The organism is Saccharothrix sp. NBAS 001, assembly GCF_056640475.1.
In genome coordinates, this window is sequence record NZ_CM153251.1 from 5,512,563 (window position 1) to 5,532,911 (window position 20,349).

Below are 20,349 nucleotides of genomic sequence, written 5' to 3' on the forward strand. Positions count from 1 at the left end.
GACATGGAAGTCACGGCGTGGATGTCGCTCTACCACGTGACCAACGCGCAGGACGACCGCCGCCCGTTCTCCAGGGCCACGCTCCGGCGGATCCGGGCGTTCGCCCGGCCGCGCCGCGCCCGGCTCGCCCAGTACCTCGCGCTCAGCGTGGTGATCGCGGTCCTGGCCGTCGTCACACCCGTGCTGGCCGGTCGGATCGTGGACGCCATCGTGCACGGCTCGGCGTACGACGTCGTGCTCGGGCTCAGCGCGCTGATCGCCGGCATCGCGGTCGCGGAGGCGGCGCTCGGGCTGGTCGCGCGGTGGCTGTCGGCGAGCATCGGCGAGGACCTCATCCTCGACCTGCGCACCGCCGTGTTCGACCACGTCCAGCGGATGCCGGTCGCGTTCTTCACGCGCACCCGGACCGGCGCGCTGGTCAGCCGCCTCAACAACGACGTGATCGGCGCGCAGCGCGCGTTCAGCGACACGCTGTCCAGCGTCGCCGGCAACGTCGTGACGCTGGTGCTCACCCTCGTGGTGATGATCGGCTTGTCCTGGCAGATCACGCTGCTCGCCCTGGTCCTGCTGCCGGTGTTCGTGCTGCCCGCCCGGCGGATGGGTTCCCGCCTGGCCCGGCTGGAGCGCGAGGCGGCCGACCACAACGCGACCATGAGCACCCAGATGACCGAGCGGTTCTCGGCTCCCGGCGCGACCCTGGTGAAGCTGTTCGGCCGGCCGGAGCACGAGTCGGCCGAGTTCGCGACCCGCGCCCGGCGGGTGCGCGACATCGGGGTGCGCTCGGCGATGGTGCAGGCGGTGTTCCTCACCGCGCTCACCCTGGTGTCCGCGCTGGCGCTGGCCCTGGTCTACGGGCTGGGCGGGTTCTACGCGCTCAAGGACCAGCTCGACGCCGGGTCGGTGGTCGCGCTGGCGCTGCTGCTCACCCGCCTCTACGCGCCGCTGACGGCCCTGGCGAGCGCGCGGGTCGAGGTGATGAGCGCGCTGGTGAGCTTCGAGCGGGTGTTCGAGGTGCTCGACCTCAAGCCGTTGATCACCGAGAAGCCCGACCCGGCGGCGGTGCCGGACGGCGCGGTGTCGGTGGAGTTCGAGAACGTGTCCTTCGCGTACCCGGCGGCGGACAAGGTGTCGCTGGCCTCCCTGGAGGAGGTCGCCGTGCTGGACACGCGCGGCGGCGTCCAGGTGCTGCACGACGTCTCGTTCCGCGCGGAGCCCGGCCAGGTCGTCGCGCTGGTGGGGTCGTCGGGCGCGGGCAAGTCCACGATCGCCTCCCTGCTCCCCCGGCTCTACGACGTGGACGGCGGCGCGGTGAAGCTGTCCGGTGTGGACGTCCGGGACCTGTCCGCGCGGGAGATCCGCGACACGCTCGGCATGGTGACCCAGGACGGCCACCTCTTCCACGAATCGCTCCGGTCGAACCTCCTGTTCGCCCGGCCCGGGGCGTCCGACGAACAGCTGTGGGACGTGCTGCGCCGGGCCCGGCTCGCCGACCTGGTCGGGTCGCTACCCGACGGGCTGGACACCGTGGTGGGCGAGCGCGGCTACCGGCTCTCCGGCGGCGAGCGCCAGCGGCTGACCATCGCGCGGCTGCTGCTGGCCCGGCCGCGCGTGGTGATCCTGGACGAGGCCACCGCCCACCTGGACTCGACGTCGGAGGCGGCCGTCCAGGCGGCCCTGGCGGAGGCGCTGGACGGCCGCACGGCCCTGGTGATCGCGCACCGGCTGTCGACGGTCCGGGCGGCCGACCTGATCCTGGTGGTGGAGGGCGGCCGGGTCGTGGAGCGCGGCACGCACACCGACCTGCTGGCCGCCGGCGGCCGCTACGAGCAGCTGTACCGGACCCAGTTCGCCGAGGAGGCGTCAGCCGCCCGGCCGGCCGAGGTGCGGTGAGTCCAGTGAGGTGGTCGCGGCGAGCTTGGCGGCGTCCTCGGGTCCGGCGGAGGCGGCCAGCCGGTCGAGCGCCGCGACGATCTTGCGCTCCTCGTAGGTGAAGTGGGTTTCCAGCAACGCCGCCAAAGTGTCCACTTCGGACGCGACGGTGGCCGGGTCGGGGTCGGTGAGGACGGCGTCGAGCCGGGTCAGGGCGTCGGCGACGATCCGGTGGTCGGCGGTGAGTTCGGCGAGCACCGGGGCCAGTTCCGGGAAGTGCTCGGCGAGCACCGGGAACCCGGTGCGGTCCTCGGTGGTGTGGTGGTGGGTGAGCGCGCCGCAGAACGCGACGCAGTGCGCGCGCAGGTCCGCCCGGGCGGCGCCGGCCGGCACGGCGTCGAGGTTGTCGCGCAGGTCTTCGAGCCGGTCGCGCAGCGCGATGTGGACCTCGATGAGCTGCCGGCCGAAGGCGACGGCGCGGGACACGTCGCGCACTACCCGACCAGCCCGTCGAAGTGGGGCTTCATGGCCGGGTAGTAGGAGTCGAACTCCGGCAGCGGCGTGCCGGCGCGGGCGGCCACCAGCATGTCCAGGTAGTACTCCCAGCCGGGCCCGATCTCGCCGACGCCCTCGGTGCTGTCCAGGTGGTGCACCAGCTTCAGCTCGGTCACACCGTCCACTTCGGACAGCAGGAGTTCCAGCCGCCAGACGCCGCCGACGTCGGTGGTGGACACGGCCAGGCGCATCGGCGGCTCGCACGCGTCGATGCGCGCCCGCATCCAGGGCTGCTGCTCCTCGTAGGCCATCTGGATCTTGATGGTCCGGCCGGGCGCGGCGTCGCCCTCCCAGGTGCCGAACCAGCGGGCGGTCCGGTCGGGCTCGGTGATGCCGGCCCAGACGTCCTCCGCGTGCGCGCGGAACGTGCGGGTGATCACCAGGTCGTGGCCGGCGTCGGTGCGGAACAACCGACCGGTGGGCGGGTTGGTCATGCGGTGTTCTCCTCTCGCCGGTCCGCGCGGCGGTCGCGGCGCGTCCGGTAGACCTCGGTTTCCAGGGCGTCGAGACGGTGCTCCCAGCCGGCGGGCCGCAGGAACGGGGCCAGCCAGCCGGCCAGCCCCGCCAGCGGGGCCGGGTCGAGCAGGTAGAACCGCTGCCGGCCGACGACCTCGTCGCGCACCAGGCCGCACTCGCGCAGCACCCGCAGGTGCCGGCTCACGGCGGGTCGGCTGATCTCGAACCGGCTCGCGATCTGCCCGGCGGACAGCCGGGACTCCCGCAGCAGGACCAGGATCTCCCGCCGCACGGGGTCCGCGATCGCGCCGGCCACCTCGTCCACGCGGAAAAGCGTAACCGATGGGTTACACGTCTGACAACGACCGCAGGTAGCCGCTCAGCGCCCGGTGGTAGGGCTCGACGGTGTCGAGGTCGGCGTACTCCTCCGGCCCGTGCTGCCCGTCCCCGCCCACGCCGAAGATCACCGCGTCGACCCCGCGCTGGTAGAAGAACCGGGAGTCGGCCGCGCCGTGCTTGCGCAGGAAGTCACCGGAGTACCCCTGCGCGCGGGCGGCGGCCTGGAGCGCCGCCACGTCGGCGCTGCCCGGGTCGGCCCGGTGCGGCGGCTCGACGGAGCGCACCGCGACCGGCAGCCCGCACAGCCCCGACAGGTGCCGGGCCACCTCGGCGGCGTCCCGGCGCGCGAAGTCGGCGTCCTCGGGCGGGAACCGGATGTCCAGCCACGCGGAGGCGTCCGCCGGGACCTGGTTCAGCGCGGTGTTCGACGTCTCGACGCGCGCCACGTTGACCGTGGTCCGCCACGCCTCGGCGGAGACCTCCGGGTAGGCGTCGAGCAGCGCGTCCACCGCCCGCATGAGCTTGACCAGCGCGTTGTCCCCCAGCCACGGGTACGCGCCGTGCGCGGCCCGCCCCACGGCGTCGATCCGGGCGTTGACCAGCCCCTTCGACTCGGTGACCAGCCGCAGCGCGCTGTGCTCGCCGATCACCGCGAACCTGGTCGTGACGCCCTGGTCGAGCTGGTGCCGGGTGCCGTCGCGCCCGCCCACCTCCTCGTCGGTGACCAGCTGCAACCCCACCGGGAACGGCGTCGGCACGTCCCGGAACACCAGCGCCAGCACCAGCGCGGACAGCTTCATGTCCTGCGCGCCGCGCGCGTGGAGCCGCGAGCCCTCCCGGCGCGGCTCGAACTGCTCCGGCGCGCCGGGCACGACGTCGAGGTGGGCGTTGAACAGCACCCGGAACTCCGGGCGGCGCGCGCCCCGGTAGACCAGCGCGCTGGGCTTGCCGCCGGACTCGAACCGCTCGACCGTGCAGTCGGGCCCGACGACCGCCAGCACGTGGTCGAGGGCCTTGGCCAGCTCGGCGGGCCGGTCGGCGGTGGAGGGGATGCGCAGCAGGCCGTCCGCCAGGGTCAGGAACTCGTCCAGGTCCACGGCCCCATCCTGCCGCAGGGACCGCTACAGCAGTTGCTCCTCCTGGGCCCGGCGCACGGCCTCCACCCGGTTGCGCGCGCCGAGCTTCTGCATCGCGGTCTGGAGGTAGGTCTTGACCGTGTTGCGGGTCAGCCCGAGTTCCTCGGCGATCTCCGGGTTGGTCCGCCCGGTCGCGGCCAGCCGCACCACGTCGTACTCGCGGCGGCTCAGCGACAGCCGGAACAGCCTGGCCTGCAACAGGGTTCCGCCCGACTCGCGCAGCCTCGGGTCGATCACCCGCACGCCCGCGACGATCCGCCGCAACTGCGCGACCAGGTCCGTGTCGGTGACGTCCTTGAGCAGGCAGCCGTGCGCGCCGCCGCGCAGCGCCGCCGACAGCGCGGCGTGGTCGTCGTAGGCGGTGAAGATGACCACGCGGGCGGCGGGCGCGACGGCCGTGATGCGCGGCAACGCCTCGCTGCCGAGCATGTCGGGCAGCCGCAGGTCGAGCAGCACCAGGTCGGGTTGCAGCTCACGGGCCTGCCCGACGGCGTCCCGCGCGGTGCGCGCGGACCCGACCACCTCGATGTCCGGAGTCGCCGACACCAGCGCGCGCACCCCGTCGCACACCACGGGGTGGTCGTCCACCACCAGGATCCTCAAGCGTGCTCCACGGAGTCCGCGTCGGCCAGGCCGAGGATGTCCACGGCCCGGCGGCGCATCTCGACCTTGCGGACCTTGCCGGTGACGGTCATCGGGAAGTCCTCCACGACGTGCACGTACCGGGGGATCTTGTGGTGCGCCAGCTTGCCCGCGCAGAACTCGCGCACCGACTCGGCGGTCAGCGCCGCCGCGCCGGGCCGCAGCCGGACCCACGCCATGAGCTCCTCTCCGTACTTCACGTCGGGCACGCCGATCACCTGCGCGTCCAGCACGTCCGGGTGGGTGTACAGGAACTCCTCGATCTCGCGCGGGTAGAGGTTCTCGCCGCCCCGGATGACCATGTCCTTGATCCGGCCGGTGATGTTGACGTACCCGTCGGCGTCCATCACGGCCAGGTCGCCGGTGTGCATCCAGCGCGCCGGGTCGATCGCCTCGGCGGTCTTGTCCGGCTGCTCCCAGTAGCCCAGCATCACCGAGTACCCCCGCGTGCACAGCTCGCCGGGCGTGCCGCGCGGCACGGTGCGGCCGTGCTCCGGGTCGACCACCTTGACCTCCAGGTGCGGCCCGACCCGGCCGACCGTGGACACCCGGCGGTCCAGCGAGTCGTCGCGGCGGGTCTGGGTGGAGACCGGGGACGTCTCGGTCATGCCGTAGCAGATGGAGACCTCGCGCATGCCCATGCGCTCCACGACCTGCTTCATCACCTCGACCGGGCACGGCGAGCCGGCCATGATCCCGGTGCGCAGCGAGGACAGGTCGTAGCCGTCGAACCCGGGGTCGGCGAGTTCGGCGATGAACATGGTGGGCACGCCGTAGAGCGACGTGCACTTCTCGTCCGCGACGGCCTTCAGCGTCGCGGCGGGGTCGAACGCGGGGGCGGGGATCACCACGCACGCACCGTGCGAAGTGGCCGCCAGGTTGCCCATCACCATGCCGAAGCAGTGGTAAAACGGGACAGGCAGGCAAATCCGGTCGTCCGAAGTGTACCCGCACAGCTCGCCGACGAAGTACCCGTTGTTGAGGATGTTGTGGTGCGACAGGGTCGCGCCCTTGGGGAAGCCCGTCGTGCCGGAGGTGTACTGGATGTTGATCGGGTCGTCGGCGGACAGCTCCGGCCACCGCGGCGGCCCGGCCGAGTGCAGATCCGTCCACTGTGGACTGTCGAGCAGCACGACCTGGCGCAGGCCGGGGCAGCGCGGCCGGACCTGCTCGATCATCCCGGCGTAGTCGGAGGTCTTGAACGAGGTCGCGGCGATCAGCGTGCGCACCCCGGACTGGTTGAGCACGTACTCCAGTTCGTGCACCCGGTACGCGGGGTTGAGGTTGACCAGGATCGCGCCGATCCGCGCGGTCGCGTACTGGGTGATCGGCCACTCGGCCCGGTTGGGCGCCCAGATGCCGACCCGGTCGCCCGGCCGGACCCCGCGGGCCCACAGCCCGGCCGCGACCGCGTCCACCTCGGCGGCCAGTTCGCGGTAGGTCCAGCGGCGGCCGGTGGCGCACTCCACGAGCGCCTCGCGCCCGCCGTGCGCTTCGACCGCGCGGTCGAAGTTCGCCGCCACGGTGTCGCCCAGCAGCGGCACCTCCGAGGTGCCCGAGGAGTAGCTCAGGTCCGCCATCCCGGCAACGTACCGCAGGTCGCGGCCCTGCGACCTCTCCAGATGGAGAGGCCCCGGTGGCTCGCGCGGCCCGCCCGGGAGGGCGGACCGCACCGGCCGGCACCACCTCGCGACGTCCCGCGCAGACCTCGTCCACGGGGCCGGACCCAGCGTGACGAGCCGGCGGCGGGTACCGGGTGCGCAGGCCGGCCGCCGTCCGGGGTTCGCCTGGCGCGATGTCCCGAGGCGGGCTTTCAGGGCAGTTCGCAGCGCAGGACCGCGCCGCCGTCCTCGGCGCACAGCAGGCTCAGCGTGCCGCCGGCGAGTTCCACCTGGCGGCGCAGCGCGGGCAGGCCCGCCCCGGTCCCCTCCGCGGCCGCCTCGACACCGGCTCCGTCGTCCAGCACGGCCACGGTGAGCCGCTCGGCGACGGCCAGCGTCACCACCACCGAACGCGCGCGGGCGTGCTTCTCGACGTTCAGCAGGCCCTCGTCCACCACGCGCAGCACCAGCGCGGCACGGGCGGCGTCCAGCGCGGGCGGCGGGCCGACCGGCACGAAGCTCGCCGCCACACCGGACCGCTCGGCGAACAGCCGCACCGATTCGGCGATGTCGGCGACCAGCCGCACCGGGTCGCGGTCGGAGCCGACGCGCAGCCGGGAGACCGACTCCCGCAGCGCCGCACCGGCCTGCGCGAGCTGCCGTTCGATGAGTTCGAGCTGGTCGTCCACGACGGGGGTGAGGCCCGCGAGGCCGCGCAGCTGCCGCACCGAGGAGCCGACGCCGAACAGCATCGCGCCCACGCTGTCGTGCAGCGAGGCCGCCAGCCGCCGCCGCTCCTCCACCACCGCCGTGTCGGCCAGGGTGACCGCGCCGTCCGCCACGTCCACGGCGAGCCCGGCCAACCGCGCCAGCCGGCTCAACCCGGCCACCGCGTCGTCGCCCACCTCGGCCTGACCGCGCACCGCGCCGTAGAGCACGCCGCGCACGCCGTTGGTCTCCACCGGCACCGCCGCCATGCCGCCCAGGCCCTCGGTGCGCACGTGCGCGTCGAAGTCGTGCGTGATCCGGTCGGAGCGGTAGTAGTCGCGCACGACGACCGGGCTGCCGGCCGCCGCGACCCGCCCGCCGACGCCGAGCCCGAGCGGCACCGGCAGGTTGTGCAGCCGCGAGTCCCGGGTGCCCGACCACAGCCGGAGCACCAGGTCGGGGCCCTCGACCAGGCCGATGAGGCTGACGTCGAACCCGAACTCCGCGCGGATGCGCCCGGCGAGCGTGCGCAGGACGGCCTGGGTGTCGAGCAGGTTGACCCGCTCGGCGCGCGCCGCCCGCAGCGCGTCCAGGGCACTGAGCAGTGCGAATACGTCATCGTCCACGTCGGCCTCCGGCCGTCGAACCTACCCCGGCCGCCGCCGGCCGGCCGGTTGCCCGCAGCGGCGGGCCCGGTCACGGTGGCGGGATGCGCACCATCGGGCTGATCGGCGGCATGAGCTGGGAGTCGTCGGCCGAGTACTACCGGCTGCTCAACGAGGAGACCCGGCGGCGGCTGGGCGGGCACCACTGCGCGCCCAGCGTCCTGGTCACCGTCGACTTCGCGGAGATCGAGGAGTGGCAGCGGCTCGGGCAGTGGGAGCGGGCCGGTGCCCGGCCGGCCGACGCGGCGCGGACGCTGGAGGGTGCGGGCGCGGAGTTGGTGCTGTTGTGCACCAACACCATGCACAAGGTGGCCGACACCGTGGCCGGCGCGCTCGGCGTGCCGTTCGTGCACATCGTCGACGCGACCGCGAAACGGCTGCCCAGCCGGACGGTCGGGCTGCTCGGCACCCGGTTCACCGTGGAACAGGACTTCTACCGGGACCGGATGGCCGCGCACGGCGTCGACCTGCTGGTGCCCGACGAGCCCGACCGCACCCTGGTGCACGAGGTCATCTACCGGGAGCTGACCCGCAACGTCGTGTCGGCCGCGTCGCGGGCGGCGTACCGGGACGTGATGGCCCGGCTCGTGGCGCGCGGCGCGGAGGCGGTGATCCTGGGGTGCACGGAGATCACGCTGCTGGTCGACCAGGACGACTGCGCCGTGCCGCTGGTCGACTCGACGCGCAGCCACGTCGAGGAAGGCGTGGACCTCGCGCTCGCCGACACCCCGCTCCGGTGAGCCTGCCCGGGCGCGGGTCGCGGTGAACGATCCGCGCCGATCCGACCGGCCGCCCGAGCGGCCTCGGCCGTCCCGGTACGGCAGAGTGGAGGCATGGACCTGACACCGCGCGGGATCTTCGGCCTGGCCCGGACGACCGCCGAGACCGCCCTCTCCGTCCCGGGCCGGCTGATCGGCCTGCTGGAAGCCGCGGAAGACGTGGTGCGCCGCGCCGACACCCTGGTCACCCGCACCGAGCGGGTGCTGGACAAGACCGAGAACCTGGTGGACCGGGCGGGCGCGGTGACCGCCGTGGCGGAGGCCGTGACCGACGACGCCGCCCGCACCGCCCGCACGTCCCGCGAGCTGATGGACTCCTACGCGCCGCTGGCCCAGCGCGCCCACCCGCTGGCGCAGCGGTTCGTCGAGGAGCTGTCGCCGCACGAGGTGGACGCCGCGATCGAGCTGGTCGACCAGCTCCCGGTGCTGACCAAGCACCTGATCGAGGACGTCCTGCCCATCATGTCCACTTTGGACAAGGTCGGGCCGGACATCCACCAGCTGCTGGAGGTCACCAACGACGTGCGGCAGGCGATCCTCGGCATCCCCGGCTTCGCGTTCCTGCGCAAGCGCGGCGAGGAGAAGGAAGAGGACTGAGCCGGACCGGACGACAGCGGCCGACCGGAAACGGGCCTTCGTACTCGCGGTCCGAGGCCATCTGCCGGGACGGCACGCGCTCGTCGGGCGGAAGTCGACGACACGGCGACCATCGCGCTTTTCCCGCAGTGGTCGAGGAAGAACGTTCCCTGGTCAGTCCCGCGCAGTTGCTCCGGGCGGGCGCGCGCACGGGAGTGGCAGCTGTCCGCGCAACGCCTCGGCCGCCGCGCGGAAGTGCTCGACGCGCAACCCGACCGCCGGGTCCACGGCGATCAGCGCGGTGACCTCCCGGCGGCGGGCCAGGAACTCCTCCCGCGCCGACCGGTGCAGGGCGAAATCGTCGTCGAACCAGGCCAGGGGACGGCCGGCGGCGAACCGGCCCACCGCCGCGTACTTCCCCACCGGTTGCCCCTCGTAGGCCCGCAGCCCGATCACCGGCAGCTCCGGCAGGCCCAACGCCGGGCCCACCGTGGTGTTCGCGCGGTGCTCCCACGAGGTTGCCCAGACCAGGTCGGCGGCCAGGCGCGCGGCGAGGTCGAGCAGCGCCGGGCCGTGGGCGGGGTTCAGCCAGGCGTGCCGGGTCCCGCGGCTCCAGCGGGACAGCCGCCAACGGTGCTCGGCGTACCCGTCCGGCGGGGTTTTCGCGGCCCACGGGTTGAGCGGGCCGTCCACGTCCAGCAGCAGCAGCGGGCGCATCCCGACACCTCCTCGGAGCAACGTAGTACGCCGTCCGCGAGCGCCCGACCGCCACCCGGCCCCGGTTCCCCGGCCGGACGACCGGGTACCCCGGGGGCATGAAGTGGCGAATGGTGGTGGCGGTTGCGGGTGTGGTGGCGGTCGCGGCGCTCGTCGCGGCGGTGCTCGTGGTGCCCCGGTTCGGCACGGACACCATCGACCGGAGCCAGCCGGCGGTGCTCCAGTCGTTGCGGGACCTCAGCCAGTTCCACGCCGCCGTGGGCGAGTACCAGGTGGTGCTCGACATCGAGCGGGACGTCCGGTTCGTGCCCGCCGTGCTCGCCGGGCAGCGCACGCTGTTCGTCGCGGCCGGGTCGGTGAACGCCTACGTGGAGTTCAAGGATCTCGCCGAGGGCGCGCTCAAAGTCTCGTCGGACGGCAAGTCGGTCGACGTGGACCTGCCGAAACCGGTGCTGGACAAGCCGAACCTGCACCAGGAGCGGTGTTACGTGTTCGCCCAGGAGCGCGGCCTGATCGACCGGCTCGCCGCCGTCGTCGAGGCACCGGACCAGCAGCCGTTCTACGTGGCCGCCGAGCAGAAGATCGCCGACGCGGCCAAGGAGTCGGGCCTGGCGAAGCGGGCCGAGGACAGCACCCGCCGGATGCTCACCGGGATGCTCGGCGGGCTCGGCTACCAGGTGAGGTTCGCCGACGGCGACTGACCGGGGGCCGGCGTAGGCTCACCGCCTGATGAGACGCAAGCTCCGGCCGCCGCTGCCCCAGCGCCACGGCCTCGACCCGGCCCGGCTGCGGCTGCCCGACGAGGGGCCGTGGGCGACGATCCGCGACCACCTGGTGGCGCGGCTGCCCCGGGTCGCGCCGGAGCGCATCGACGTGCTGCTGGCCGAGGGCCGCGTCTACGACCTGACCGGCCCGATCGCCCCGGACGCGCCGTTCGCGCCCGGCACGTCGGTGTGGTTCCACCGCGACCTGCCCGACGAGGTGCCGGTCCCGTTCGACATCGGGATCGTGCACCGCGACGACGCGCTGCTGGTGGTGGACAAACCGCACTTCCTGGCCACGATCCCGCGCGGCAGTCACGTCGTGGAGACCGCGCTGGTCCGGCTGCGGCGGGAGCTGGGCCTGCCGGAGCTGGTGCCGGCGCACCGGCTGGACCGGGTCACCGCCGGCCTGGTGATGTTCGTGGTGGACCCGAAGCTGCGCGGCCGGTACCAGACGCTGTTCCGGGATCGCCTGGTGCACAAGGAGTACGAGGCGATCGCCCGGTACGACCCGGACCTGGAGCTGCCCCGGGTGGTGCGCAGCCGGATCGTGAAGGTGAAGGGGGTCATCACCGCGCAGGAGGTCGACGGCCCGCCGAACGCGGAAACCCTGGTGGAGCTGGTGGAGCACCGCGCCGGCTGGGGCCGCTACCGGCTCACCCCGGCCACCGGCCGCACGCACCAGCTGCGCCTGCACCTGGCGGGCCTGGGCGTGCCGATCCGGCACGACGACTTCTACCCGGTGCTGCGCGAGAAGCCGCTGGACGACTTCACCGACCCGTTGCAGCTGCTGGCGAAGGCCCTGTCGTTCACCGACCCGGTGACCGGCGTCGAGCGCCGGTTCACCAGCCGGCTGCGGCTGGGGTTCTGACCGCGCGCCGGCGCGGGTTGCCCGGCGGTGCGGCGACCGGCCGGACAACCCGAAAACCCGGCCGCGACGTCCACCGCGGTCGGGGTGGCCCACTCCCGGCGGCTACTCCAGGTACCCGAGCATCTGCGAGATCTGCCCGGTGCGGGACTGGAAGATGCGCTCCGCCAAGGCTTTCGCCTGCGGGTTCACCCCGCCTTCCCGCTCCAGCTTGGCCATCTCGACCGCGTTGTGCTGGTGGGCGATGAGCAGGTTCAGGAACGCCTTCTCGAACTCGCCCGACGGCGTCGTGTTCAGCGCCGCGATGGACTCGGGACTGGTCGAGTGGTCGCCGCCGTGGCCCGCGTGCAGCTGCGGGTTGTCACCGCCGGTCTCGGGCTGGTTCCAGTCGTGCAGCCACTTCAGCATCGAGTCCACTTCGGACAGCTGGGTGACCTCGATCGCCGAGGCGAGCGTCTTCACGTCGGCCCGCACGGGCTTGTCGTGGGCCATCTTCACGATCTCCAGGCCGGTGCGGTGGTGCGGCACGGCCATCTGGAGGAACATCACGTCGACCGGGTTGAACTCGTTGGTCTCCACCACGGTGGACACGGGTCCGGTGGGCGCGGCCAGGGTGTCGGTGCCGCCGAGGCCGCAGCCGGCCAGCAGCAGCAGGCCGGCCAGCACGGCTGTGAGGCGTCGCAAGGTCGTCCTCCTTGTCAGCACTGGATCTTCAGCACTGGTGGTGCGGCGGCGGGACCCGGCACCGGGACCACGGCGGCCCCGGTGACCGGAAGACCCGCCCGCGCCGGGCATCCGGTGGCGCGGGCGGGCTCGTCGCAGCGTTACAGCCGCTGCCAGAGGGAGGCCGTGTTCGGCGGCTCCCAGCCGGCCAGCGAGGTGTGGCCCTGGATGCAGCGGTAGGACGAACCGCCGTAGGTGACCTGCGCGCCCACCGCGTACGAGACGCCGGCCGCCCACGTGCCGCCCGCGGGCGGGGTGGTGGTCGTCGTCGGCTGGGTGGTCGTGGTCGGCCGGGTCGTGGTGGTCGGCTGCGTGGTGGTCGTCGGGTCGGGACCGCCGGGGCCGACCTGGAGGTCGACGCAGGAGTAGAACGCCATCGGGGTGTCCGCGATGTTCCACACCGCCAGCATCTTGATGCGGCCGGTCCGGCCGCCCAGGTTCACGTTGTGCGTGACGGTCGAGCCGGGCTGGCGGCCGCCGTCGTTGACCTCGGCGACCTTGCTGCCACCGATGAAGTACTGCCACGTCGTGGTGGCGTGGCGGGCGGTGATCGTCCACGTGAAGGTCGCGTTGTTGCCGACCGTGGTGGCCGGCCACGCCTTGCTGTCGTCGCTCAGCGGCGCCCACCGGCTGTCGCCGGCGTGGCAGTTCTGCTGGCCCTTGGCACCTTCGACGCTCTGCGGTTCGTAGACGACGGGACCGCAGTTCGAGACGCGGCCCTGCGCGCAGTTCGCCTGCCGGCTGGGCGGCGAGGAGATGTAGCCGTGCGCGCTGGCCGTCCCCGCCGACACCACGACGATGAACGGGGCGATGCCCACGCCGGCGAGTACCGCCGCGAGCTTTCGTTTGAGGCTCATTGTCCAGCTCCTTCGGAGGAAACCCCGAGAGGTTTCCAGGGCAGGGTCCAAATCCGCGGCGGCCGGATAAGCACCGGGTGACAGCCCGCAGGTGAGTCGTCACTCGGCGATGTGGTCTAGACCATAATCGTGAACGTCAACCGGGTCAAGGATCTGAACCGAGTGGTCCAGTGGCCCGTAACCCCTGGTGTGAACACACATCCCGGCAGGCGTGTGGCCGCCGTGACGGCGGCGCTCGTCACCGCGTTCACCGCGACCGCGGTGGTACCCGCTGCGGCGCACGCCCAACCCACCGCGTCGGACGCGCTCCGGGAGTACGACGACCTGTCCCGCGAAGCCGAGCGCCTGCACGAGGAACACCTCAGGGCGCAGGACGAACTCGCCGCCCGGCAGGGCGAACTGGACCGCGCGAACGCCGACCTCGCCGAGGCCGCCCGGGTGGGCGACCAGGCCGAGGCCGACCAGGAGCGGTTCCGGGGGCAGGTCGACCTGCTCACCGAGGCCACCTTCGAGGGTGCCACCTTCACCGGGCTGTCCGCACTGCTCGTTTCGGGGTCGCAGCAGGACTTCCTGAACCGGATGAGCGCGCTGGACGTGCTCGCCACCGACAGCGGCGAGGCACTGGGCCGCCTTTCGGCCGCCGTCGACTCCGCCGAACGGTCCAGGACCGGTGCGCTGGACGCGCAACAACGCGCCACGCGCGCCACCGAGGACGCCCGCGCGCTCGTCGACGACATCGCCGGCCGCCAGGAAGCGCTGGACCGCCAGGTGCAGGACGCGCGGGCGCAGTACCGGGCGCTGTCCGCCGCCGACAAGGCCGTGCTCGCCGCACCCGGCGACACCTCGACCGTGCCGGTGCCCTCGGGCGCGGCGGGCGCGGCGCTGGAGTTCGCGCTGGCGCAACGCGGCGAGCCGTACGTGTTCGGCGCCAACGGCCCCGACGCGTGGGACTGCTCCAGCCTCACCCAGGCCGCCTACCGCGCGGCCGGCGTGGCCATCCCGCGCACCACGTACTCGCAGGCGGTGGTCGGGCGCGCGGTCGGCCGCGGCGAGGTCCGGCCCGGCGACCTGATCATCTACTACTCGGGCCAGTCGCACGTGGCGATGGCCGTCGACGGCGTGCGCGCGGTGCACGCGTCGACCGAGGGCGTGCCGGTGAAGATCGCCGACATCGACTCCATCGGCCCGATCAGCGTCATCCGCCGCGTGGTCGGCTGAATGTCGTTCCAAGGACGGCGAAACGGGGTCCGCCGGGCGTGGCGGACCCCGTTCCGGGAGGGGTTCTTGCTCAGCAGGACAGGTTGTCACCGGCCGGGGCACCCAGGATGCCCACGAACCGCTGGTAGGCGTTCACCCGGCTCTGGACCTGCGCCGGGTTGCGGCCGTCGCACTCCAGGGCACCGTTGATGCTGCGGATCGTCTGGCCGAAGCCGCGCCCGTTGACCATCGCGTCGTGCGGGGTCATGGTGCCCGGCCCGTTCTGGGTGTTCCAGTACCAGAGGCCGGTCTGCCAGGCGACCGACGCGTCGTTCTGCACCAGGTTCGGGTTGGTCAGCAGCGGCAGGCCCAGCGCGTCGCCCGCCGCCTTGTAGTTGAAGTTCCAGCTCAGCTGGATCGGGCCGCGACCGTAGTACGCCGCCTGCCCGGCCGGGCACCCGTACGGCTGGCTGGTGTCGCAGTAGTGCGGGTAGTTGGCCTGGTTCTGCTCCACGATGTGCACCAGGCCGCCGGTCTCGTGGTTGACGTTGGCGAGGAACGCCGCCGCCTCCTGCCGCTTGACCACGTCGCTGCCGGTGTTCGCGAAACCGGGGTACGCCTTCAGCGCCGCGGTCAGGCCGCTGTAGGTGTAGAAGGAGTTCCGGCTCGGGAACATCTGGTTGAACTGGGCCTCGGTGACCACGAAACCACCCGGGTTGGGCGGGTTGGACGTCGTGGTCGTGGTCGGCGGCGTGGTGGTGCCGCCGCAGCCCGTGTACGGGTCCCAGTACCAGGTGGAGACGGTCGGGTCGTAGCCCGGGTTGTCGTGCTCGGCGATGTAGTTCTTTCCGTCGGTGTAGCGCACGATGCTGCCCGCGGCGTAGAACTGGCCCTGCACCCACGCGGGGTAGGAGCAGGACGTCGGGGGCGGAGTGGTCGTCCCGCCGCAGGTGCCCTGGTCGGCCCAGACCGACGCCGAACCCGGCGTCTCGTTCTGGGTCCACCACTTGGCCGACCAGTTGCGGCCGTTGTGGGAGGCCGTCTGGCCCCCGGTGTAGACGGTGGACGAACTCCACGCGGTCGCACAGGCGGCGGCGGTGGCCGTGGTGGCGACCGTCGCGACGGTCAGTGCCGCCCCGACCACGATGGTGGCGATGGCCGCCACTACGCGGATTCTCGACACGTGATCTCTTCTTCCGTTCGAGCGCCCTCGGACGTGACGTGGCACACGCAACCAGATTGGTCTATACCAGTCAAGGGTGAAGTGCGAGATTCCCGCACGTTCGGCGCACCACCGCGCCAATTCGACGCACGCCGGATAGGGCCAGGTCAGCCCGGCCCTCACGGCGACGATTCGCCGCGCCCGCAAAGGGGTACGGCTGCGCGCGGCGAGCGGTTCAGACCGACCGGCGCACCACAGGTACAGGACGACCGGAGGGTGGCGTGGAACGCCGGGAGCGTCAGTCGCGCACGTAGGCCACGACCCACGGGTGCACCACGATCCGCGCACCGTCGGCGTAGCCGGGACGGACCGTGCGCGCGACGGTGCCGACCAAGCCGTCGTCCGAGGTCGGCTCGCTGCCCACGACGCGCTGCCGGAGGTGGTCCACGACCCGCCCGTCCGGGACCAGCGGGCGCAGACCGGCGGCCACGAGCAGGTGCTCCGCCTCCCGCGCCGACTCGTCGGGCAGTTCCGCGGCCAGGTCGGACAGGCCGCGCACCAGCACGTCCTTCGCCACCACGACCGGCCGGGGCCGGGGCAGTTCGGCCGCCGCCGCGCCCAGCACGGCCGCGCCGACCAGCAGCCCGAGCGCCGCGCCGACCGGCGGGCGCACCGACGCGGGCACCGCCACCGACGTCCACCAGCCGTCCGCCGTCGCGTGCGAACCGACCACGCCGCCGTTGGACACCAGCAGCGACACCGCCGCCAGGTCCGTCTGCCCCACCACCACGGCGACGTCCGGCGTGCCGGCGCGCGAGGACGGTTCGTTGGCCAGCGCGGGCCGCACGACCACCGCCCGCCCGCCGGGCGGCAGCACGCCGCCCACCCGCACGGCGATGGCGTCCGGCTCGCGCGACTGCCGGGCGACGTCGAGCACCCGCGTGGCGACCGCCTCGGGGTTCTCGGTCGGGGTGCCGGGGGCGAGCAGCGCGGCCAGCGCGCAGAACGTCCCGAGCGCTCCGGCGACCACGAGCGCGGCGGCGAGGCGGTTCCTGCGGGTTCGCGGCACCCCCACACCGTCGTCCCGATCGGCCACCGGCTGAGCGGGCCGTCCGGGTGAATCAGCGGCGCGCAGCCGGCCTACCACGCTCAGTGGTCGACCGGGCAGCGGTCGACCGGGCAGCGGTCGACCGGGCAGCGGTCACGCCGTGTGCTCGACCAGCCGGTCGGTGAACAGGTCCCACACGGTGTCCGGCAGTTCGTGGCCGGTGTCCGGCAGGACCAGCAGGGACGCGCCGGGGATCTCGGCCGCCAGCGCTTCGCCGTGCGCCAACGGGAACAGCGGGTCGGCGTCGCCGTGCGCGACCAGCGTCGGCGCGACCACCTCCCCCAGCCGCGACCGCCACTCCTCGCCGCCGGCGGTGCGCAGGTGGTTGTTGCTCGACGCGATGTTCGGCGAGCGGTCGAACACCCGGCCGGCCGACGCGCGTGCGGCGTCGGGGTCCACCGGGTGCGGGCCGAGGAACGGCCGGTTGGCCGCCACCAGGTAGTCGACCACCGAGTCGCGCGACGACCAGTCCGGCTCGGGCGTGCCGCCCGCCGCGAAGTGCGCGGCCAGCGAGGACGCCATCGGCGGCAGGTCGGACGACGTCGGCCCGGCCGGGCTGGTCGCGACCAGGGTCAGGGTGGCCACCCGGTCCGCGTGGTCGAGCGCGAGCACCTGGGCGATGCCGCCGCCCATGGACAGGCCGACCACGTGCGCGCGGGCCACCCCGAACGCGTCCAGCACGCCCACCGCGTCCTCGACCAGGTCCCGGCCGGTGTAGCCGGGTTCGCCGGGCGGGTAGGCCACCGAGCGACCGGTGTCGCGGTGGTCGTAGCGGATCACGAACCGGCCGCGCGCGGCCAGCCCGGCGCAGAACCCGTCCTCCCAGTTGTCCATGGACCCGGTCGCACCCGAGATCAGCAGCACCGCCGGGTCGCCGGCCGAGCCGAAGGTCTCCGCGCACAGCTCCACGCCGTTGGCGTGCACCACCTGTTCGGTCACCCCGCCACGGTAGCCGCCGCGACCAGCTCGGCCTGCCGGAACCGGTCCTCGGTGAACGGCATGGCGACGATCCGGTCCGCGCCCGCCTCGGCCAGCGCGGCGAACCGCTCGGCGGCCCGCTCGGGCGTGCCGGTGACGATCACGTCCCGGGCGGCCTCCTCGGACACGCCGTAGTCGGTCATCCCCTTGATCCGCCGGTCGACCACGGCCGCCGGCACGTCGCCCAGCGCGACGCTCACGCCGACCGTGACGCCCGGCCGGGGCCGGCCGAACTCCTCGGCCAGCGCGGTCAGCCGCGCGACACCGGCCGCGATCCCGGCGCGCGGCACGAACGCCGGGTACCAGTGGTCGCCGTACTTGGCGGCGCGCCGCAGCGCGGCCGTGCCGCCGCCACCGACCAGCAGCGGCGGCATGGTCGCGCCGGGCGCGAGCACGACCTGGGCGCCGTGCAGCCCGACCGGCGTGCCGCGGACCAGGCCGGGCAGCACGTCGAGCACGGCGTCGGTGCGCTTGCCGCGCTGCGCGAACGGGACGTCCACCGCCCGCCACGCGGCTTCGCCGTGCGCGTCGCCGCCGCTGCCGACGCCGAGCAGCACCCGGTCGCCGGAGAGGTGTTGCAGGGTGGCGATCTGCTTGGCGGTCCACGCGGGCTGCCGCAGCGCCACCACCATCACGCCGAAGCCGAGCTTGATCCGGCTGGTCACGGCGGCGGCCGTGGCCAGCACGAGCGTGCTGTCCAGGAACGGGTTGAGCGGGATCAGGTGGTCGCCGTGCCACAGCGACTCCAGGCCCAGCGCCTCGGCGTGCCGCGCGAAGCCGGCGATGTCGTGCCCGAAGCCGGGCAGCGTGATGCCGACGTCCATCACCGCACCTCCAGCAGCGTCTTGCCGACGGTGGCGCGGGCTTCGATGGCGGCGTGCGCGTCGGCGGCCCGCGCCAGCGGGAAGCGCTGCCCGATCACCGGGCGCACCGCGCCTTCCGCGGCCTGGCGCAGCACGTCGACCACGAGTTCGCGCACCAGTTCCGCAGCGGGCCGGTCACCGGGCACCAGCGTGACACCGCGCCCGGCGGCGCGCTCCGGGTCGACGGCGGCCCACTCGCCGGCGGCCAGGCCGTAGCTGAGCATCCGGCCACCGGGCCGCAGCAGCTCGAACGCGGCCCGCGCGACCGGTCCGCCGACCCCGTCGAGCACCACGTCCACGGGGCCGACCCGGTCCGCCCAGTCCGGCCGCAGGTAGTCCACCACGTCGTCCGCGCCCAGGCCGCGCACGACCTCGCCCTTGTCCGGGCCGCCGGCCGCGCCGACCACGGTCGCGCCGGCGGCCTTGGCCAACTGCACCGACAACGTCCCGACACCACCCGCCGCCGCGAGCACCAGCACCCGGTGACCGGCCACCGGGCCGACCGCGCGGAGGTTGAGCAGCGCGGTGCGGCCGTCGGCCAGCAGCGCGACGGCGGTGTCCAGCGGCACCCCGTCCGGCACGACGAACACGCCCGCCGCGTCGACCGCGACCCGTTCCGCGTAGCCGCCCGAACCGCCGGTCGAGGTCACCACCCGCTGCCCCACCAGGCCGGGGTCGGCACCGGGGCCGACCCTGGTCACCACGCCGCCCACCCCGTTGCCGAGGATCCCCGGCGGCTCGACCCCGAACGGCCCCCGGCCGGTGGCCCGGTACTGCGTCTCGACGAACGTGATGTTCGCGTACGCGACCTCGACCAGCACCTGCCCCGGACCGGCCACCGGGTCCGGGGCCTCCCCCGCGACCAGCACCTCAGGCCCGCCGAACTCCGTCAACCACACCGCGCGCACGCCGTCCCCCACTGGTCGGTCCCGACTGTCGGGTCCAGCCTGTTACCTCCACCTTGGTCGAGGTCAAGAGCGGGTTCCCGAGGTGGTCGGGCCGGCGGGACCCGGGGTCACGCCCGGCGGCGGCTCACCGGTAGGCGTCCTGGCCGACCGGCCGCACCAGGATCTCGTTGACGTCCACAGTGGACGGTTGGGACACCGCGTAGAGCACGGCCCGCGCCACGTCCTCGGGCGCGAGCTTCGGGTCCGCCAGCCGCGACGCCGGGATGCCGCCGGTGTCGGTCAGCCCCGGCTGCACCAGGGTGACCCGCACGCCGGTGCCGACGCACTCCGCGCGGATCGCCTGCGACAGCCCGGTCACCGCCCACTTGGTCGCCGCGTACAGGTTGCCCGGCCGCACCCCGCGCCCGGCCGCCGAACCCGTCAGCACCAGGTGCCCGCCGGACCGGATCAGCGCGGGCAGCGCGGCCCGCGCGGTGAACGCCGGACCGCACACGTTGGTCAGCACCATGTCGCTCCACTGCGACGGCGGCGCGCCCTGCGACGAGGTGAAGGAGGTGACCACGCTGGAGCCCGCGTTCGCGAACACCACGTCCAGCCGGCCCCACTCCTCCTCGACCCGGCCGACCAGCGCGGCCAACTGCTCCCACGCCCGCACGTCGCAGGCCGCCGCCCACACCCGGTCCGGCCCGCCCAGCTTCGCGGCCTCCACGGCCAGCTTGTCGACGTCCCGCGCGGTCAGCACCAGCCGATACCCCGCCTCGGCGGCCAGTCGCGCGGTGGCCAGGCCGATGCCGCGGGACGCCCCCGTGATGAGGAATACCCCTTCGCCCATGTCGGCAGGTTACTGCTGGTTGGATCAGCGCACCGCGTTACACCGGTCA

General features: G+C 73.7%; 22 protein-coding genes. 6 read left to right on the top strand and 16 right to left on the bottom strand.

Translation table 11 applies throughout. The features are described 5' to 3' along the window. Positions 1-3: 3 nt before the first annotated feature. Positions 4-1,890, top strand: coding sequence for an ABC transporter ATP-binding protein (locus AC0HI0_RS22905; protein ID WP_480934366.1), 1,887 nt, complete (start codon positions 4-6; stop codon positions 1,888-1,890). On the opposite strand, the gene AC0HI0_RS22910 is transcribed toward AC0HI0_RS22905, so the two are convergent. From AC0HI0_RS22910 to AC0HI0_RS22940, 7 genes are all read right to left on the bottom strand, one after another. Beyond that, positions 1,861-2,364: a hemerythrin domain-containing protein gene (locus AC0HI0_RS22910; RefSeq protein ID WP_480925549.1), complete on the bottom strand. Its 504-nt coding sequence runs from the start codon at positions 2,362-2,364 to the stop codon at positions 1,861-1,863. The genes AC0HI0_RS22905 and AC0HI0_RS22910 overlap by 30 nt on opposite strands. Beyond that, positions 2,364-2,858 carry an SRPBCC family protein gene (locus AC0HI0_RS22915; RefSeq protein ID WP_480925550.1) on the bottom strand — a complete coding sequence of 165 codons (495 nt, stop codon included), beginning with the start codon at positions 2,856-2,858 and terminating at the stop codon, positions 2,364-2,366. The genes AC0HI0_RS22910 and AC0HI0_RS22915 overlap by 1 nt, the downstream gene beginning before the upstream one ends. Then, positions 2,855-3,205 carry a metalloregulator ArsR/SmtB family transcription factor gene (locus AC0HI0_RS22920; RefSeq protein WP_480925551.1) on the bottom strand — a complete coding sequence of 117 codons (351 nt, stop codon included), beginning with the start codon at positions 3,203-3,205 and terminating at the stop codon, positions 2,855-2,857. Before AC0HI0_RS22920 ends, AC0HI0_RS22915 begins: the two co-directional genes overlap by 4 nt. A gap of 22 nt (positions 3,206-3,227) precedes the next feature. After that, the gene (locus AC0HI0_RS22925; protein WP_480925552.1) at positions 3,228-4,316 is read right to left on the bottom strand and encodes a M20 family metallopeptidase; all 1,089 of its coding nucleotides are present in this window, start codon (positions 4,314-4,316) and stop codon (positions 3,228-3,230) included. A 24-nt stretch (positions 4,317-4,340) separates the two neighbouring features. Next, the gene (locus AC0HI0_RS22930) at positions 4,341-4,958 is read right to left on the bottom strand and encodes a response regulator (RefSeq protein ID WP_480925553.1); all 618 of its coding nucleotides are present in this window, start codon (positions 4,956-4,958) and stop codon (positions 4,341-4,343) included. After that, positions 4,955-6,577, bottom strand: coding sequence for an AMP-binding protein (locus tag AC0HI0_RS22935; protein WP_480925554.1), 1,623 nt, complete (start codon positions 6,575-6,577; stop codon positions 4,955-4,957). Before AC0HI0_RS22935 ends, AC0HI0_RS22930 begins: the two co-directional genes overlap by 4 nt. A 233-nt stretch (positions 6,578-6,810) precedes the next feature. Beyond that, positions 6,811-7,932: a GAF domain-containing sensor histidine kinase gene (locus tag AC0HI0_RS22940; protein WP_480925555.1), complete on the bottom strand. Its 1,122-nt coding sequence runs from the start codon at positions 7,930-7,932 to the stop codon at positions 6,811-6,813. An 83-nt stretch (positions 7,933-8,015) separates the two neighbouring features. Between AC0HI0_RS22940 and AC0HI0_RS22945 the strand changes: the two genes are divergently transcribed. Both AC0HI0_RS22945 and AC0HI0_RS22950 read left to right on the top strand, forming a co-directional pair. Further along, positions 8,016-8,711 carry an aspartate/glutamate racemase family protein gene (locus tag AC0HI0_RS22945; protein WP_480925556.1) on the top strand — a complete coding sequence of 232 codons (696 nt, stop codon included), beginning with the start codon at positions 8,016-8,018 and terminating at the stop codon, positions 8,709-8,711. Positions 8,712-8,804: 93 nt separating this feature from the next. Continuing rightward, positions 8,805-9,347: a hypothetical protein gene (locus AC0HI0_RS22950; protein ID WP_480925557.1), complete on the top strand. Its 543-nt coding sequence runs from the start codon at positions 8,805-8,807 to the stop codon at positions 9,345-9,347. 153 nt (positions 9,348-9,500) lie between these two features. Here AC0HI0_RS22950 and AC0HI0_RS22955 read toward each other — a convergent pair whose 3' ends face one another. Beyond that, on the bottom strand, positions 9,501-10,043 hold the full coding sequence (locus AC0HI0_RS22955) for an HAD domain-containing protein (protein WP_480925558.1): 543 nt from the start codon (positions 10,041-10,043) through the stop codon (positions 9,501-9,503). A gap of 98 nt (positions 10,044-10,141) precedes the next feature. Between AC0HI0_RS22955 and AC0HI0_RS22960 the strand changes: the two genes are divergently transcribed. Together AC0HI0_RS22960 and AC0HI0_RS22965 are read left to right on the top strand one after the other, a co-directional pair. Then, positions 10,142-10,744, top strand: a complete 603-nt coding sequence (locus AC0HI0_RS22960; protein WP_480925559.1) for a DUF4230 domain-containing protein — start codon at positions 10,142-10,144, stop codon at positions 10,742-10,744. Between the two features lie 28 nt (positions 10,745-10,772). Then, positions 10,773-11,675, top strand: coding sequence for an RluA family pseudouridine synthase (locus AC0HI0_RS22965; RefSeq protein ID WP_480925560.1), 903 nt, complete (start codon positions 10,773-10,775; stop codon positions 11,673-11,675). Positions 11,676-11,777: 102 nt separating this feature from the next. Here AC0HI0_RS22965 and AC0HI0_RS22970 read toward each other — a convergent pair whose 3' ends face one another. Both AC0HI0_RS22970 and AC0HI0_RS22975 read right to left on the bottom strand, forming a co-directional pair. Further along, positions 11,778-12,356: a DUF305 domain-containing protein gene (locus AC0HI0_RS22970; RefSeq protein WP_480925561.1), complete on the bottom strand. Its 579-nt coding sequence runs from the start codon at positions 12,354-12,356 to the stop codon at positions 11,778-11,780. Between the two features lie 140 nt (positions 12,357-12,496). Then, positions 12,497-13,252 (bottom strand): lytic polysaccharide monooxygenase, encoded by a 756-nt coding sequence (locus AC0HI0_RS22975; protein WP_480925562.1) that lies wholly within the window; start codon positions 13,250-13,252, stop codon positions 12,497-12,499. A gap of 222 nt (positions 13,253-13,474) precedes the next feature. On the opposite strand from AC0HI0_RS22975, the gene AC0HI0_RS22980 reads away from it, so the two are divergent. Continuing rightward, positions 13,475-14,470: a C40 family peptidase gene (locus AC0HI0_RS22980; protein ID WP_480925563.1), complete on the top strand. Its 996-nt coding sequence runs from the start codon at positions 13,475-13,477 to the stop codon at positions 14,468-14,470. A gap of 70 nt (positions 14,471-14,540) precedes the next feature. Here AC0HI0_RS22980 and AC0HI0_RS22985 read toward each other — a convergent pair whose 3' ends face one another. The 6 genes from AC0HI0_RS22985 to AC0HI0_RS23010 form a co-directional block, all read right to left on the bottom strand. Further along, positions 14,541-15,614: a glycoside hydrolase family 19 protein gene (locus tag AC0HI0_RS22985; RefSeq protein WP_480925564.1), complete on the bottom strand. Its 1,074-nt coding sequence runs from the start codon at positions 15,612-15,614 to the stop codon at positions 14,541-14,543. Between the two features lie 295 nt (positions 15,615-15,909). Then, positions 15,910-16,680, bottom strand: a complete 771-nt coding sequence (locus AC0HI0_RS22990) for a hypothetical protein (RefSeq protein ID WP_480925565.1) — start codon at positions 16,678-16,680, stop codon at positions 15,910-15,912. A 132-nt stretch (positions 16,681-16,812) separates the two neighbouring features. Further along, on the bottom strand, positions 16,813-17,658 hold the full coding sequence (locus tag AC0HI0_RS22995; protein ID WP_480925566.1) for an alpha/beta fold hydrolase: 846 nt from the start codon (positions 17,656-17,658) through the stop codon (positions 16,813-16,815). Further along, positions 17,655-18,521, bottom strand: coding sequence for an LLM class flavin-dependent oxidoreductase (locus tag AC0HI0_RS23000; RefSeq protein WP_480925567.1), 867 nt, complete (start codon positions 18,519-18,521; stop codon positions 17,655-17,657). The genes AC0HI0_RS22995 and AC0HI0_RS23000 overlap by 4 nt, the downstream gene beginning before the upstream one ends. Next, positions 18,521-19,468, bottom strand: a complete 948-nt coding sequence (locus tag AC0HI0_RS23005; protein WP_480925568.1) for a zinc-binding dehydrogenase — start codon at positions 19,466-19,468, stop codon at positions 18,521-18,523. The genes AC0HI0_RS23000 and AC0HI0_RS23005 overlap by 1 nt, the downstream gene beginning before the upstream one ends. Before the next feature lie 124 nt (positions 19,469-19,592). Further along, positions 19,593-20,300: an SDR family oxidoreductase gene (locus tag AC0HI0_RS23010; protein ID WP_480925569.1), complete on the bottom strand. Its 708-nt coding sequence runs from the start codon at positions 20,298-20,300 to the stop codon at positions 19,593-19,595. Positions 20,301-20,349 lie beyond the last annotated feature (49 nt).